The following is a 14,214-nucleotide window of genomic DNA, read 5'->3' on the forward strand; positions in this document are numbered from 1 at the left end:
TGCAACCGCTGGCGCGCGGCGTACAAGAACAATTCGAGTGAAGCCATGAACATGTACCATGATGCCGACCGTGCCCTGTTGGACCCGATGGAAACCGCCAGTGTCGACGCCCTGCGCCAGCACCAGCTGGAGCGCCTGCGCTGGAGCTTGAAGCACGCCTACGACAATGTGCCGCTGTACCGCCAGCGCTTTGCCGAATGCGGCGCCCACCCCGACGACCTCACGTGCCTGGAAGACCTGGCGAAGTTCCCCTTCACCGGCAAGAACGACCTGCGCGACAACTACCCCTACGGGATGTTCGCCGTCCCCCAGGAAGAGGTGGTGCGCCTGCATGCTTCCAGCGGCACCACCGGCAAGCCGACGGTGGTCGGTTACACCCAGAATGACATCAACACCTGGGCCAACGTCGTGGCGCGCTCGATCCGTGCGGCCGGCGGACGCAAGGGCGACAAGGTGCATGTTTCCTACGGCTATGGGCTTTTCACTGGCGGGCTTGGTGCGCACTACGGCGCCGAGCGCCTGGGCTGTACGGTAATCCCGATGTCGGGTGGCCAGACCGAGAAGCAGGTGCAGCTGATCCGCGACTTTCAGCCCGACATCATCATGGTCACACCGTCCTACATGCTCAACCTGGCCGACGAGATTGAGCGCCAGGGCATCGACCCGCATGACCTCAAGCTACGCCTGGGCATTTTCGGTGCCGAACCTTGGACCGATGAACTACGCCGCTCGATCGAGCAGCGCCTGGGCATCAATGCCCTCGACATCTATGGTTTGTCGGAAATCATGGGCCCCGGGGTGGCCATGGAATGCATCGAAACCAAGGACGGCCCGACCATATGGGAAGACCACTTCTACCCCGAAATCATCGACCCGGTCACCGGCGGAGTATTGCCAGACGGTCAGCTGGGCGAACTGGTGTTCACGTCGCTAAGCAAAGAGGCGCTGCCGATGGTGCGCTACCGCACCCGTGACCTCACCCGCCTGCTGCCCGGCACCGCCAGGCCGATGCGGCGGATCGGCAAGATCACCGGGCGCAGTGACGACATGCTGATCATTCGCGGCGTCAATGTGTTCCCGACCCAGATCGAGGAACAGGTATTAAAAATAAAACAACTTTCCGAGATGTATGAGGTTCATTTGTATCGCAACGGCAACCTGGACAGCGTAGAGGTGCATGTTGAGTTGCGTGCGGAGTGCCAGCACCTCGATGAAGGCCAGCGCAAGCTGGTTATCGGGGAGCTGAGCAGACAGATCAAGACCTACATCGGCATCAGCACCCAGGTGCACCTGCAGCCTTGCGGCACGCTCAAGCGTTCCGAGGGCAAGGCGTGCCACGTGTACGACAAACGGTTGGCCAGCTGATTCATTCGGCTGCCTTTTCGGCCCCGGCATAGTCCGGGGCTTTTTTTTGCGTTTTATGCGCGCTTGCAGGTGCCGCGCAACCCCTGTGGGAGCGGGTTTACCTGCGAAGAGGCCGAAAAGCGATACACAAATCTTATCTGATACACCTAATACTGTTTGACGTTATGTTTTGTATCGCTTACAAATGACTCATGCCTTAGCAGGAGTCGCAGCACATGTACGCACAGCTAGTGGAAACCGGAGTCAAGCGCGTCAAGTCGCTGGAAGAAATGTCCCCCGAGGAACGCAACTTCCAGGAAAAGATCGACGCCGAAATCAAGATCGAAGCCAAGAACTGGATGCCCGAGGCCTACCGCCAGACCTTGATCCGGCAGATTTCCCAGCACGCCCACTCGGAAATCGTCGGCATGCTGCCCGAAGGCAACTGGGTCACCCGCGCGCCTAGCCTCAAGCGCAAGCTGCAACTGATGGCAAAGATCCAGGACGAGGCCGGCCACGGCCTGTACCTGTACAGCGCCATGGAGACCCTGGGCGCCGACCGCGACGAGGAGATCGCCAAGCTGCACAGCGGCAAGGCGAAGTATTCGAGCATCTTCAACTACCCCACCCTCAGCTGGGCCGACATGGGCGCAGTGGGCTGGCTAGTGGATGGGGCCGCAATCGTCAACCAGGTGGTGCTGCAGCGCACCTCCTATGGCCCCTACTCCCGCGCAATGGTCCGTATCTGCAAGGAAGAGAGCTTTCACCAGCGCCAGGGCTACGAAATCCTCCTGACCATGATGCGTCACGGCACACAGGCCCAGCGCGACATGGTCCAGGACGCGATCAATCGCCTGTGGTGGCCATCACTGATGATGTTCGGCCCCAGCGACGAACACTCCCCGAACAGCGCACAGTCCATGGCCTGGAAGATCAAGCGCCAGACCAACGATGAACTGCGCCAGCGTTTCATCGACCAGACCGTGCCGCAGCTCGAACTGCTCGGCTGCACCGCCCCCGACCCTGAACTGAAGTGGAACGCCGAGCGCGGTCACTACGACTTCGGCGAAATCCAGTGGGACGAGTTCTACGAAGTGATCAAGGGCAACGGCCCGTGCAACCAGGAACGTGTCGCCACCCGCCGCAAGGCCATCGAGGACGGCGCCTGGGTACGCGAGGCCGCCGTGGCCTACGCGCGCAAGCAACAGAACAAGAACGCCGCCTGAGCGGCGATTGATGCGGAGATCGAAAATGTCTGTCTGGACCCTCTACGAAGTGTTCGTGCGTAGCAAGCACGGCCTTAACCACAAGCATGTCGGCAGCGTGCACGCCGCCGACGCCGCCATGGCCATCGAAAATGCCCGCGAGCTGTACACCCGCCGCAGCGAGGGCGTCAGCCTGTGGGTAGTGCCTTCGGCGCTGATCACCGCCTCCTCCCCCGACGAGAAAGACCCGCTGTTCGCTCCTTCGGACGACAAGGTCTACCGCCATGCCAGCTTCTACGAGCTGCCCGATGAAGTCGGACACATGTGAGGTTGGCCATGCACAACGAAGCCCTGATCCCTTACCTGTTGCTGCTCGGCGACAGTGCCCTGGTCCAAGGCCAGCGCCTCTGCGAATGGTGTGGCCACGCCCCTGCCATCGAAGAAGAGCTGGCCCTGATGAACGTTGGCCTCGACCTGGTCGGCCAGGCGCGCAACTGGCTGGAATACGCAGCCGAACTGCTTGACGACGGTCGCGACGCCGACACCCTGGCCTTCCGCCGAGACGAGCGCGCCTACCGCAACCTGCTGCTGGTCGAGCAACCCAACGGTGATTTCGCCGTGACCATGACCAAGCAGTTCCTCTACGACGCCTGGCACTTCGCCGTGCTACAGGGCTTGGTCGGGTCCCGCGACGAGCGTATCGCCGGTATCGCCGCCAAGGCACTCAAGGAAGTCACCTACCACCTGCGCCGTTCCAGCGAGTGGGTACAGCGCATGGGGGGCGGTACAGAAGAAAGCCGCCAACGCATGCTCGCCGCCATTCCGGCACTGTGGCGCTTCACCGTCGAACTGACGGCCGCCAGCGACAACGAGGTGCGGTTGGCCGAAGCGGGTATTGCCGCCGCCCCGGCAACTGTGGGTGCCGCGTGGCTCAAACAGGTGAGCGAGACTTTCGCTTCGGTTGAGCTGCCGCTGCCCAAGGCCGCCAGCCACTTCTACCTGGACAGTCGCAAAGGCCTGCACACCGAGCACCTGGGCCTGCTGCTGGCCGAGATGCAGTTCCTGCCAAGGGCTTACCCCGATGCAACCTGGTGAGCTGATTGCCGGCGACCGTGGCGCGCGGCCGCCACGCGGCGACGACCTGGCCCGGGCCTGGGAGGTCCTTGCCCAGGTCATGGACCCCGAAGTGCCAGTGGTCAGCGTGGTCGACCTGGGAATAGTCCGCGACCTCGACTGGCGCGCCGGCCACCTGCACCTGGTGGTCACGCCGACCTACTCCGGCTGCCCGGCCACCGAGGTGATCGAGGGTGATATCCGCCAGGCGCTGGAGCAGGCGGGCTTCCCCGCACCGGATCTTGAGCGCCGGTTGACCCCGGCCTGGAGCACCGACTGGATCAGCGCGCTGGGCCGCGAGCGCCTGCGCCTCTACGGCATCGCTCCGCCGCAAGGCAGCGCCAGCAAGCGCAGCCTGCTAGGTGAAGCACCCCAGGTGTGCTGCCCGCAGTGCGGCAGCGCCCATACCGAATTGCTCAGCCAGTTCGGCTCCACCGCTTGCAAGGCGCTGTACCGCTGCCGCGAGTGCCTGGAGCCGTTCGACTATTTCAAATGCATTTGAGCCGTGGAGAACGCCATGAGCCAGTTTCACAGCCTGACCATCAAGCAAGTGCGCAACGAAACCCGTGATGCGGTTTCGATTGCCTTCGATGTGCCCGAGCACCTGCAGGCGCAGTTCCGCTTTACCCAGGGCCAGTACCTGGTCATGCGCACGCAACTGGACAACGAAGAGGTCCGCCGCTCTTACTCTATCTGCAGCGCCGTGCAGGACGGCGAGCTGCGCGTGGCCGTCAAGCGCGTGCCAGGCGGGCGTTTCTCGGCGTTTGCCAACGAAGTGCTCAAGGCCGGCCAGCAACTGGAGGTGATGCCGCCAGCGGGCAGCTTCTTCGTACCGCTGGACGCTGCCCGCCAGGGCAATTACCTGGGCGTGGCCGCTGGTAGCGGCATTACTCCAATCCTGTCGATTATTGGCACCACCTTGGACAGTGAGCCGCACAGCCGCTTCACCTTGCTGTACGGCAACCGCTCCAGCTCTGGCGCGCTGTTCCGCGACAAGCTCGAAGACCTGAAAAACCGCTACCTCGACCGGCTGAACCTGATTTTCGTGTTCAGCCGCGAGCAGCAGGATGTCGACCTGTACAACGGTCGCATCGATGCGGACAAGTGCGGCCAGCTGTTCTCCCGTTGGCTGGATGTGCCAGGCCTGGACGCCGCCTTCATCTGCGGCCCCCAGGCGATGACCGAAACCGTACGTGACAGCCTGCAGGCCAATGGCCTGGGCAAGGAGCGCATCCACTTCGAGCTGTTCGCCGCCGCCGGCAGCGAAACCCGCCGCGAAGCCCGTGAGGCCGCGCGCCAGGTGGATTCCGCGCTCAGCCACATCACCGTGATCAGCGACGGCCGCGCCCTCACTTTCGACTTGCCACGCAACACCCAGAACGTGCTGGACGCCGGCAACGCCATCGGTGCCGAGCTGCCCTACTCGTGCAAGGCCGGCGTGTGCTCGACCTGCAAGTGCCGGGTGATCGAGGGCGAAGTGGAAATGGACAGCAACCATGCCTTGGAAGACTACGAAGTGGCAGCCGGGTATGTGCTGTCGTGCCAGACCTACCCGGTGAGCGACAAAGTGGTGCTCGACTTCGACCAGCTTTAAGACCGCGCCGCCTGCTTCGCGGGCATGCCCGCGAAGAGGCCCTCTGCCGCAACACCCGCGTGACCTCAACAAAACAATTACAAAACCAAGAGATCGCTTGCCATGACACCCGAACGCATAGAAAGCATCGCCAACCACCCCGATTTCCAACACCTGGTGCGGCGTAAACGCCGCCTCAACGGCAGCCTGACCCTGGCCATGCTGGTGATCTACTACGGCTTCGTCCTGTTGGTGGCGTTCTCACCCAGCACGCTTGGCCAATCCCTTAGCGGCGGTGTGACCACCGTCGGCATGCTGGTGGGGGTGCTGATGGTGCTGCTGTCCTTCGCCCTGACCGGCATCTACGTACACCGCGCCAACAATGTGCTCGACCCGCTCAACGAAAAGGTCAAGCAGGAGTGTGCACAATGAACTGGACCGCCATCTCGATGTTCATGGTGTTCGTCTGCTTCACCCTGCTGGTCACCCGCTGGGCGGCCTTGCGCACCCGCTCGGCCAGCGACTTCTATACCGCCGGTGGGGGCCTGACCGGCATGCAGAACGGCTTGGCGATTGCCGGCGACATGATCAGCGCCGCCTCCTTCCTGGGCATTTCCGCAATGATGTTCATGAACGGCTATGACGGCCTGTTGTATGCCCTGGGCGTGCTGGCCGGCTGGCCGATCATTCTGTTCCTGATTGCCGAACGCCTGCGCAACCTGGGCAAGTACACCTTTGCCGACGTAGTCAGTTATCGCCTGGCACAAACCCCGGTGCGCCTGACTTCGGCGTTCGGCACCCTGGTCGTGGCGCTGATGTACCTGGTGGCGCAGATGGTCGGCGCCGGCAAGCTGATCGAGCTGCTGTTCGGCATCAGCTACCTGTACGCCGTGATGCTGGTCGGTGTACTGATGGTTGCCTATGTCACCTTCGGCGGCATGCTCGCCACCACTTGGGTGCAGATCATCAAGGCGGTGATGCTGCTGTCGGGCACCAGCTTCATGGCCTTCATGGTGCTCAAGCACTTTGGCTTCAGCACCGAGGCCATGTTCGCCAGCGCCGTGGCCGTGCATGCCAAGGGCCAGGCCATCATGGCCCCGGGCGGCCTGCTGTCCAACCCGGTGGATGCCATTTCCCTCGGCTTGGGCATGATGTTCGGCACCGCCGGCCTGCCGCATATCCTGATGCGCTTCTTCACCGTCAGTGATGCTAAGGAAGCACGCAAGAGCGTGTTCTACGCCACTGGTTTCATCGGTTACTTCTACCTGCTGCTGATCGTCATCGGCTTTGGTGCCATCGTGATGGTCGGCACCGAGCCGTCCTACCGCGACGCCACCGGTGCAATCATTGGCGGCGGCAACATGATCGCCGTGCACCTGGCCCAGGCTGTCGGTGGCAACCTGTTCCTTGGCTTCATCTCCGCTGTGGCCTTTGCCACCATCCTGGCCGTGGTCGCCGGCCTGGCGCTGTCCGGCGCATCGGCGGTCTCCCACGACCTGTATGCCTGCGTGATCCGCCAAGGCAAGGCCACCGAGCAGGAGGAAATGCGCGTATCGCGTATTGCCACCCTGCTGATCGGCCTGCTGGCGGTGCTGCTCGGCCTGATGTTCGAGTCGCAGAACATCGCCTTCCTCTCCGGCCTGGTGCTGGCGGTGGCTGCCTCGGTCAACTTCCCGGTACTGCTCCTTTCGATGTTCTGGAAGGGCCTGACCACTCGCGGCGCGGTGTGCGGCAGCATGGCCGGCCTGGCGTCGGCGGTGCTGCTGGTGGTACTGGGCCCGGCAGTGTGGGTCAACGTGCTGCATCACGAGAAAGCGCTGTTCCCGTACAGCAACCCGGCGTTGTTCTCCATGAGCCTGGCATTCCTCAGTGCGTGGGTGTTCTCGGTTACCGACAGCTCCGAACGTGCCAGTGAAGAGCGAGGCCGCTACCTGGCCCAGTTCATCCGCTCCATGACCGGTATCGGCGCTGCCGGCGCCAGCAAGCACTGACCTCAGGGACGAACAACCATGTCGGGTAAAACAACAACAATGAACCGCACTCATTTCATGTCAGCCGCCTGCCTGGCCACTCTTGCGTTGCCAGTGCCGGCGATGGCCGATTTCATCGGCGACAGCCACGCACGGCTGGAGCTGCGCAACCACTACATCAACCGCGACTTTCGCCAGAGCAACGCCCCGCAGGCCAAGGCAGAGGAATGGGGCCAGGGCTTTACCGCCAAGCTGGAGTCCGGCTTCACCGAGGGCCCGGTCGGCTTTGGCGTTGACGCCATGGGCCAGCTGGGTATCAAGCTCGACTCCAGCCGCGACCGCCGCAATACCGGGCTGCTGCCCTTCGGCCCGAACAGCCACGAACCGGTTGATGATTACAGCGAACTGGGCCTGACCGGCAAAATCCGCGTGTCCAAAAGCACCCTGCGCCTGGGCACCTTGCAGCCAATCTTGCCGGTGGTGGTCTACAACGACACCCGCCTGCTCGCGTCCACCTTCCAGGGCGGCCTGCTGACCAGCCAGGATGTCGATGGCCTAACCTTCAACGCCGGCCGCCTGACCAAGGCCAACCTGCGCGACTCCTCGGGCCGCGACGACATCGGCTATGGCGCTGCCAGCAGTGACCACCTGGACTTTGGCGGTGGCAGCTACGCCATCACCCCGCAAACCAGCGTCAGCTACTACTACGCCAAGCTCGAGGACATCTACCGCCAGCAGTTCGTCGGCCTGATCGATACCCGCCCCTTGAGCGAAGGCGTGAGCCTGCGCAGCGACCTGCGCTACTTCGACAGCCGCAACGACGGCGCCGAGCTTGCCGGCAACATCGACAACCGTAACTTCAACGCCATGTTCACCCTCGGCGTGCGGGCGCACAAGTTCACCGCCACCTGGCAACAGATGTCGGGCGACAGTGCCTTCCCGTTCGTCAACGGCGGCGACCCGTTCACCGTCAACCTGGTGACCTACAACACCTTCACCCGAGCCGGGCTGGACTCTTGGCAAGTGCGCTATGACTACGACTTTGTCGCGATGGGCATCCCCGGCCTGAGCTTCATGACCCGCTACACCGACGGCCGCCACGCCGAAACCGCCACGGTCAGCAATGGCCGCGAGCGCGAGCGCGACACCGACATCACCTACGTCATCCAGAGCGGCCCGTTCAAGGACGTCAGCCTGCGCTGGCGCAACGTCACCTTCCGTTCCGGCAATGGCCTGACCAACGCCGTTGACGAAAACCGCCTGATCATCGGCTACACCCTGGCGCTGTGGTAACAGCGCCCCCTTACATTTGAACAGCATGGAGAACAGCATGTCTGCCGCCCCTACCCTGCAAAGCTTCATCGCCGGCCGCTGGCTCGGCCAGCACGGCGCCCAGGCCCTGCGCAGCGCCCTCGACGGCCACGTACTGGCCTACAGCCACGAAGAGCGCCCGGACTTCGCCGAAGCCGTCGACTTCGCCCGTGCTCGCGGCCTGGCCAGCCTGATGGTCATGGACTTCCAGCAACGCGCTGCACGCCTGAAAGCGCTGGCCCTGTACCTGGCCGAACGCAAGGAGCAGCTGTACACCCTGTCGCACCATAGCGGCGCCACCCGTGCCGACAGCTGGATCGACATCGAAGGCGGCAACGCCACGTTGTTCGCCTATGCCGGCATCGGCAGCCGCGAGCTGCCGTCGGGCAACCTGGTACACGAGGGCCCGGCCATCCCGCTGGGCAAGCAAGGTCACTTTGCCGGCAGCCACATCCTGGTGCCGCGCGCAGGGGTGGCGGTGCACATCAACGCCTTCAACTTCCCCATCTGGGGCATGCTGGAAAAGTTCGCCCCGACCTTCCTGGCGGGCATGCCGTGCATCGTCAAGCCGGCAACTTCCACCAGCTACCTGACCGAAGCCGTCGTCCGCCTGATGAACGCCTCCGGCCTGCTGCCAGAGGGCAGCCTGCAATTGGTGATCGGCAGCACCGGCGACCTGCTCGACCGCCTGCAAGGCCAGGACGTGGTGACCTTCACCGGTTCCGCCGATACCGCCGCCAAATTGCGCGTCACGCCGAACCTGATACGTAATTCGGTACCGTTCACCGCCGAAGCCGACTCGCTGAACTGCGCCATCCTCGGCCCGGACGTAACGCCAGACAGCGAAGAGTTCGACCTGTACATCAAGGAGGTGGTGCGTGAAATGACCACCAAGGCCGGGCAGAAGTGCACCGCCATCCGCCGCGCCATCGTGCCGGCCAAGCACATCGACGCCGTTGCCACGCGCTTGCGCGAGCGTTTGAGCAAGGTGGTAGTGGGTGACCCGTCGCTGGAAGGCGTACGCATGGGCGCCCTGGCCTCTCACGACCAGCAGCACGACGTGGCCGAGCGGGTGCGCAGCCTGCTAAAGAGTTGTGATCAGCTGTTCGGCGCCAGCGATGGCTTTGCTCCGCGTGGCGAGGGCGTGGCCGAGGGTGCATTCTTTGCCCCGACCCTGCTGCAGGCCCGCGATCCGCATGCCGAAGGCGGCGCCCACGATATCGAAGCGTTCGGCCCGGTCAGCACGCTGATGGCCTATGACGATCTCGACGAAGCTTTGGCGCTGGCCGCCCGAGGCAAAGGCAGCCTGGTGGCGACACTGGTCACCGCCGACCGCAGCATCGCTGCCAAGGCCATTCCGGTGGCGGCTGCCTGGCATGGCCGCCTGCTGGTACTCGACAGCGAAGCCGCCAAGGAATCCACCGGCCACGGCTCGCCTCTGCCGCAGCTCAAGCATGGCGGCCCGGGCAGGGCCGGTGGCGGTGAAGAGCTGGGTGGCTTGCGCGCGGTCAAGCACTACCTGCAACGCGCCGCCGTACAGGGCTCGCCAAGCATGCTTACGGCAGTCACTGGCGAATACGTACGCGGTGGTGAAGTGATCGAGACTGAAGTGCACCCGTTCCGCCGCTACTTCGAGCAACTGCGCATCGGTGAATCCCTGCTCACCCATCGCCGCACCGTCACCGAAGCGGACCTGGTCAACTTCGGCTGCCTGTCGGGTGACCACTTCTACATGCACTTCGACGAAATCGCCGCCAAGCAATCGCAGTTCGGTAAACGCATTGCTCACGGCTATTTCGTTCTGTCGGCAGCTGCCGGCCTGTTCGTCTCGCCTGGCGCCGGGCCAGTACTGGCCAACTATGGCCTGGACACCCTGCGTTTCATCAACCCGGTGGGCATCGGCGATACCATTCAGGCGCGCCTCACCTGCAAGCGCAAGATCGACCAGGGCAAGACCAGCCCGCTGGGCCAGCCGCAGGGTGTGGTGGCGTGGGATGTGGAGGTGACCAACCAGCTGGGTGAGCTGGTGGCCAGCTATGACATCCTGACCTTGGTGCTGAAACAGCCTGAGTGATTTGTTGACCTCGCGTGCCTCTTCGCGGGTAAATCGGACCGCGAAGAGGCACGCACAGGTTACATAAAGGCCAAGGGCCACCTCGTACATCTGCCCTAATCGCCCACCTCGCCCCTCGGCGTTATAGTCCAGCGATAACAACGCCAAGGAAGCTCGCATCATGCACGCCCTCAAGCTCGTCCTCAGTGCCGCCCTCCTGGCCGGCGTCGCCGGCTGCCAGACCATCAAACCCTCCGAAGACACGCTCAAGCAGCGCACCGAGTTCATTCTGAACACCAAGGTTTCGAACGTCGCCGACGTGCGCAGTGACAGCACCATCACCTACTACACCGCCACCACCGCCAAAGGCCGGTACGAGTGCCAGATGCCCAGCGGTGGCATCGTCGCGCTGGCCGGCATGGGCCTGTACGAGCCAACGCCGTCCTGCATGAAGGAAGGCCAGGCGGTCATCCTGCAATAACCCACGCACAGCCCCTGCGCCCTTGCGCCGGTCTAAAGCGCCGGCGCCGCAGGCTCCTCGCGCAATGCGCGCAGGGCCGCACGCAGTTCAGCTGGGCGTACCGGCTTGGAAAGCACGGCGATATTGCGCTCATGCACCGCTGCCTGAATCTTCTCCGGGTCATGCCCGGTCATGATCAACGCGGGTACGTCCCAGCCGCGCTGGGCCCGCAACTGGTCGATGCAGTCGAGCCCGGTTGCCTCCTGCCCCAAGTCATAATCGGCAACGATCACTTCACAATCGCTGCTCAAGCCAGCAGGCGAACTATGCGCCTCCACTTCGCACCCCCAGCGCTGCAGCAGCGCCGAGGTCGCCCGCAGCACATTGTGGTCGTCTTCCACCAGGCATACCCGCAAGCCGCCAAGCAGGCCGGCCGCTGCCGGCGAGCGCTCGCCCACAACCAGGGCTGGCTGAGCGCTGAGGCGCGGCAAGCCTTGCAGGCTGACCGCCGTGCCGTGGCCTGGCCGCGAACGCAGCTCTACTGTCAGGCCCATCAGATGCCCCAGCCGCCGCACAATCGACAAACCCAGGCCCACACCCTCGACATCGTTGTCGCGTACCTGGCGTACCCGGTAGAACTCTTCGAACACCAGCCGCTGATGCGCTTCGTCTATGCCTCGCCCCTGGTCATAAACGACGATGGCAAGGCCTTCGCCGCAGCGCCGTACCCCCAGCAGCAGCGGGCGATGCGCTGCATATTTGAAGCAGTTGGACAGTACGTTCTGCACCATGGTCGTCAACATGCCGCGGTCGGTGCACGTCCAGTACGCGCAGGGCCGCAAGCGTATCTCCACCCCCGCCCAGCGGGCGGGCTCGGTGTTCTGACGCACCAGCTCCGCCAGAAATCCGGCCAGGGCGAATGTCTCGCTGCGCGGTTGCACGCGCCCGTTGTCCAGGGTGTAAAGGTCGAGAATCGAGCGAAAAAGCTGCGATACATTGAGCAGCGAGCGGTCGATGCTGTCCACCAGTCGCCGCTCCTCTTCGCCCAGCTGCGCCTCGCGCAGGCATGCCGTGAACAGGCCGATAGAGTGAATTGGTTGGCGCAGGTCGTGGCTGGCCTGCGCCAAGAAGCGGGATTTCTCGCGGTTGGCCGCCGCAGCCTGTTCAGAGGCCTTGCGCGTGCGCTCCAGCAGCAGGTGCGCATACACCGGGATGACCGTGCTGGTGGTAAGCAACATCAACACCATGAACGGGTTGGCCTGCCAGTAAGGCGTGATCTGGTACACCACCAGCAACGCCGCCAGCGCCAACACCGTGGCAATCGCCAGGTAGCGCGAGCCGAAGCGCATGCCGTTGCCCAGGTTCACCCACACCATCACCGCATAGATCGGCAACGCCGCCTCGCCACCTACCACCAGGCCGAAGCAGGTACCGGTGTAGTCATGCACCATGCCCAGTACCCGTCGCCAAGGGTAATTCCCGGGCCAACGGGCAATGGCCTGGCGCAAACCGATGGACACCAGCACAAAGGTGACGATGTAGTAGATGACCGGCAGATAAGGCGCAAGCGAGCTGCCCGGCAGAAAGCCCAGCACGGTCATGTAGACCAGCGCACAGCAGGCGACGATCACGCGCAGGTTGGCTTGATCGAGTTCGTTGTTCTTGTCCAGGTCCATGGCCAGCCTCCCTGTGCACGGGGTCGCATTGCTGCCATCCGTAGGCAGCACCCTTTCTCCGAGGCTGCTAAATTAGCATGGCCTTCTACACTTGCGGCTACAGGGAGTTGCCAAGCGTGACGTGTCGCATCATCGTGGCGGATGACCATCCGCTGTTCAGGGAAGCCCTGGCACGCACTGTAAAGCGCGTGGTTGCGGGTGCCTGCATAGAAGAGGCCGGCAACCTGGATGAAGTAATGGCCTTGGCTGATGGCGGGGAAGTACCTGATACCCTGATCCTCGACCTGCGTTTCCCCGGGCTGGTGGACATCCAGTGCCTTGCGCGTTTACGCCAACAGTTTCGACGTACCACGCTGATCATCGTGTCGATGGTCGACGACCCCGCTATCGTCGAGCAGGTGATGGCTACGGGAGTCGAGGGCTTCATCGGCAAAAGCATCGCCGCAGATGAGATAGGTGCGGCAATCCTCGCCATACGCAATGGCGAGGTGCTGGTCAGGTATGCGCCCTCAGGCTTGCTGCCCAACCTCGGTGGCGAATGTGCAGTGGGGCAACTTACCCACCGTCAGCAAGAAGTACTCCGGCTGATTGCCCAAGGCAAGACCAACAAGGAAATTGCCAAGGCCCTGAATATCTCCCCGTTTACCGTGCGCATACATGTCTCGTCGCTGCTCAAGCTGCTTGGGGTCAGCTCGCGTACGGCTGCTGCGGTGAAGTACACCGGCAGCTGACACCATAGGTCAGGGGCTGCCGGCGCTCAGATGGCGGGTTAGACCGTCGCCGCCGGGTCCCCCACCGACTGGTTCGGCTTGCTCCCCGAAATTCGCCAACTCACCGCGGTAATCCCGTAGCGCTCGGCCATCGGCCGGCTGATCTTCCTGATCTTCTCACGCCCGAACTTGGGAATGATGCCGATACCCGCATCGCAACTTGCCCAATGCCAGGCCTCGGCATTGTCCAGGCGTTCCAGGCGAATGATGAAACTGCGCGGTTGGCCATGCAGTTGGTAATCGATGATGTAAAGCTGTGGGCTAGGCATCGCAGGGGGCCTCCTCTTCTCCATGGATGACTCCCTGATTGATCAGGCCATCGCCAGAAGATTCAAAATTTTGTCGAACAATTGGCACCAGCGGCCGTTACAGGTGCCAGAGCAGGCCTGTTCATGGGCGATTCCGGGTCCGCAAACCCGGAATCGCTGCGTGTCAGCAAGGGTGTTCAGCGCTGACTGCGACCGCTGCCGTGGCTATTCTGGCCACCCTTGCGCCCAGCGTCCGAAGCACGCTGGCGGTCGTTGGCGAAGTTGCCGCCAGAAGCCTGCCCGCCCTTGTGACCCGCGCGCGAAGCCCGTTCCCGGTCGTTGGCAAAGTTGCCCGGGTTGGTTTCCTTGGTGCCGCCGCGCCGGCTTGTTCGCTCTTGGTCCTGCGCCATTTGGTTTCTCCTTGCGATTGATTGGCTGGTCGCATGAGCATGTGCCCTGCCTTTGTTCCGAGCGGCCGATTGCCGGGTCTG

14 protein-coding genes and 1 pseudogene are annotated in these 14,214 nt (G+C 63.3%); 12 read left to right on the forward strand and 3 right to left on the reverse strand.

The genetic code is table 11. The annotated features are described in order from the left end of the window. The first annotated feature begins 45 nt into the window (after positions 1-45). The 11 genes and pseudogenes from paaK (at position 46) to SB765_RS01585 (ending at position 11,050) form a co-directional block, all read left to right on the forward strand. On the forward strand, positions 46-1,365 hold the full coding sequence (gene paaK / locus SB765_RS01535; protein ID WP_410930803.1) for a phenylacetate--CoA ligase PaaK: 1,320 nt from the start codon (positions 46-48) through the stop codon (positions 1,363-1,365). Between the two features lie 215 nt (positions 1,366-1,580). Continuing rightward, positions 1,581-2,570, forward strand: a complete 990-nt coding sequence (paaA, locus tag SB765_RS01540) for a 1,2-phenylacetyl-CoA epoxidase subunit PaaA (protein ID WP_049276226.1) — start codon at positions 1,581-1,583, stop codon at positions 2,568-2,570. 25 nt (positions 2,571-2,595) lie between these two features. After that, positions 2,596-2,877 (forward strand): 1,2-phenylacetyl-CoA epoxidase subunit PaaB, encoded by a 282-nt coding sequence (gene paaB, locus SB765_RS01545; RefSeq protein ID WP_004374528.1) that lies wholly within the window; start codon positions 2,596-2,598, stop codon positions 2,875-2,877. Between the two features lie 8 nt (positions 2,878-2,885). Further along, the gene (paaC, locus tag SB765_RS01550) at positions 2,886-3,644 is read left to right on the forward strand and encodes a 1,2-phenylacetyl-CoA epoxidase subunit PaaC (RefSeq protein ID WP_410930804.1); all 759 of its coding nucleotides are present in this window, start codon (positions 2,886-2,888) and stop codon (positions 3,642-3,644) included. Continuing rightward, positions 3,631-4,164, forward strand: a complete 534-nt coding sequence (paaD, locus tag SB765_RS01555; protein ID WP_132845513.1) for a 1,2-phenylacetyl-CoA epoxidase subunit PaaD — start codon at positions 3,631-3,633, stop codon at positions 4,162-4,164. The genes paaC and paaD overlap by 14 nt, the downstream gene beginning before the upstream one ends. A 15-nt stretch (positions 4,165-4,179) precedes the next feature. Further along, entirely contained in the window at positions 4,180-5,256 is a 1,077-nt protein-coding gene (gene paaE, locus SB765_RS01560; protein ID WP_049276231.1) for a 1,2-phenylacetyl-CoA epoxidase subunit PaaE, read from the forward strand. A gap of 102 nt (positions 5,257-5,358) precedes the next feature. Beyond that, on the forward strand, positions 5,359-5,667 hold the full coding sequence (locus SB765_RS01565) for a DUF485 domain-containing protein (protein WP_016499671.1): 309 nt from the start codon (positions 5,359-5,361) through the stop codon (positions 5,665-5,667). After that, a pseudogene (locus SB765_RS01570) lies at positions 5,664-7,226 on the forward strand (cation acetate symporter); the annotation flags it as partial. The gene SB765_RS01565 and the pseudogene SB765_RS01570, both read left to right, overlap by 4 nt. A 39-nt stretch (positions 7,227-7,265) precedes the next feature. Beyond that, positions 7,266-8,498, forward strand: a complete 1,233-nt coding sequence (locus SB765_RS01575) for an OprD family porin (RefSeq protein WP_410930805.1) — start codon at positions 7,266-7,268, stop codon at positions 8,496-8,498. Positions 8,499-8,535: 37 nt separating this feature from the next. Then, on the forward strand, positions 8,536-10,590 hold the full coding sequence (gene paaZ / locus SB765_RS01580; protein ID WP_410930806.1) for a phenylacetic acid degradation bifunctional protein PaaZ: 2,055 nt from the start codon (positions 8,536-8,538) through the stop codon (positions 10,588-10,590). Positions 10,591-10,750: 160 nt separating this feature from the next. Next, a complete protein-coding gene (locus SB765_RS01585) occupies positions 10,751-11,050 on the forward strand; it encodes a hypothetical protein (RefSeq protein WP_341795556.1) in 300 nt (99 codons plus the stop codon). 32 nt (positions 11,051-11,082) lie between these two features. Here the strand turns inward: SB765_RS01585 and SB765_RS01590 are convergent, their stop codons facing one another. Further along, on the reverse strand, positions 11,083-12,705 hold the full coding sequence (locus SB765_RS01590) for a hybrid sensor histidine kinase/response regulator (RefSeq protein ID WP_410911639.1): 1,623 nt from the start codon (positions 12,703-12,705) through the stop codon (positions 11,083-11,085). 116 nt (positions 12,706-12,821) lie between these two features. On the opposite strand from SB765_RS01590, the gene SB765_RS01595 reads away from it, so the two are divergent. Next, positions 12,822-13,436 carry a response regulator transcription factor gene (locus tag SB765_RS01595; RefSeq protein WP_341795554.1) on the forward strand — a complete coding sequence of 205 codons (615 nt, stop codon included), beginning with the start codon at positions 12,822-12,824 and terminating at the stop codon, positions 13,434-13,436. A 38-nt stretch (positions 13,437-13,474) separates the two neighbouring features. On the opposite strand, the gene SB765_RS01600 is transcribed toward SB765_RS01595, so the two are convergent. Both SB765_RS01600 and SB765_RS01605 read right to left on the reverse strand, forming a co-directional pair. Further along, a complete protein-coding gene (locus SB765_RS01600) occupies positions 13,475-13,744 on the reverse strand; it encodes a DUF6555 family protein (RefSeq protein ID WP_016499664.1) in 270 nt (89 codons plus the stop codon). 176 nt (positions 13,745-13,920) lie between these two features. Continuing rightward, a complete protein-coding gene (locus SB765_RS01605) occupies positions 13,921-14,133 on the reverse strand; it encodes a general stress protein (protein ID WP_341795553.1) in 213 nt (70 codons plus the stop codon). Positions 14,134-14,214: the final 81 nt, after the last annotated feature.

Origin of the sequence: Pseudomonas sp. SIMBA_067 (genome assembly GCF_046534675.1) — a bacterium.
Lineage (GTDB): Bacteria > Pseudomonadota > Gammaproteobacteria > Pseudomonadales > Pseudomonadaceae > Aquipseudomonas > Aquipseudomonas putida.

What these genes read in the sequence shown, in the direction of transcription:
- SB765_RS01590 (WP_410911639.1), bottom strand. Translation starts at nt 12,705, where the DNA reads ATGGACCTGGACAAGAACAACGAACTCGATCAAGCCAACCTGCGCGTG.
- paaA (WP_049276226.1), top strand. Translation starts at nt 1,581, where the DNA reads ATGTACGCACAGCTAGTGGAAACCGGAGTCAAGCGCGTCAAGTCGCTG.
- paaD (WP_132845513.1), top strand. Translation starts at nt 3,631, where the DNA reads ATGCAACCTGGTGAGCTGATTGCCGGCGACCGTGGCGCGCGGCCGCCA.
- SB765_RS01565 (WP_016499671.1), top strand. Translation starts at nt 5,359, where the DNA reads ATGACACCCGAACGCATAGAAAGCATCGCCAACCACCCCGATTTCCAA.
- SB765_RS01575 (WP_410930805.1), top strand. Translation starts at nt 7,266, where the DNA reads ATGAACCGCACTCATTTCATGTCAGCCGCCTGCCTGGCCACTCTTGCG.
- SB765_RS01605 (WP_341795553.1), bottom strand. Translation starts at nt 14,133, where the DNA reads ATGGCGCAGGACCAAGAGCGAACAAGCCGGCGCGGCGGCACCAAGGAA.
- paaZ (WP_410930806.1), top strand. Translation starts at nt 8,536, where the DNA reads ATGTCTGCCGCCCCTACCCTGCAAAGCTTCATCGCCGGCCGCTGGCTC.
- paaE (WP_049276231.1), top strand. Translation starts at nt 4,180, where the DNA reads ATGAGCCAGTTTCACAGCCTGACCATCAAGCAAGTGCGCAACGAAACC.
- paaK (WP_410930803.1), top strand. Translation starts at nt 46, where the DNA reads ATGAACATGTACCATGATGCCGACCGTGCCCTGTTGGACCCGATGGAA.
- paaC (WP_410930804.1), top strand. Translation starts at nt 2,886, where the DNA reads ATGCACAACGAAGCCCTGATCCCTTACCTGTTGCTGCTCGGCGACAGT.
- paaB (WP_004374528.1), top strand. Translation starts at nt 2,596, where the DNA reads ATGTCTGTCTGGACCCTCTACGAAGTGTTCGTGCGTAGCAAGCACGGC.
- SB765_RS01600 (WP_016499664.1), bottom strand. Translation starts at nt 13,744, where the DNA reads ATGCCTAGCCCACAGCTTTACATCATCGATTACCAACTGCATGGCCAA.
- SB765_RS01585 (WP_341795556.1), top strand. Translation starts at nt 10,751, where the DNA reads ATGCACGCCCTCAAGCTCGTCCTCAGTGCCGCCCTCCTGGCCGGCGTC.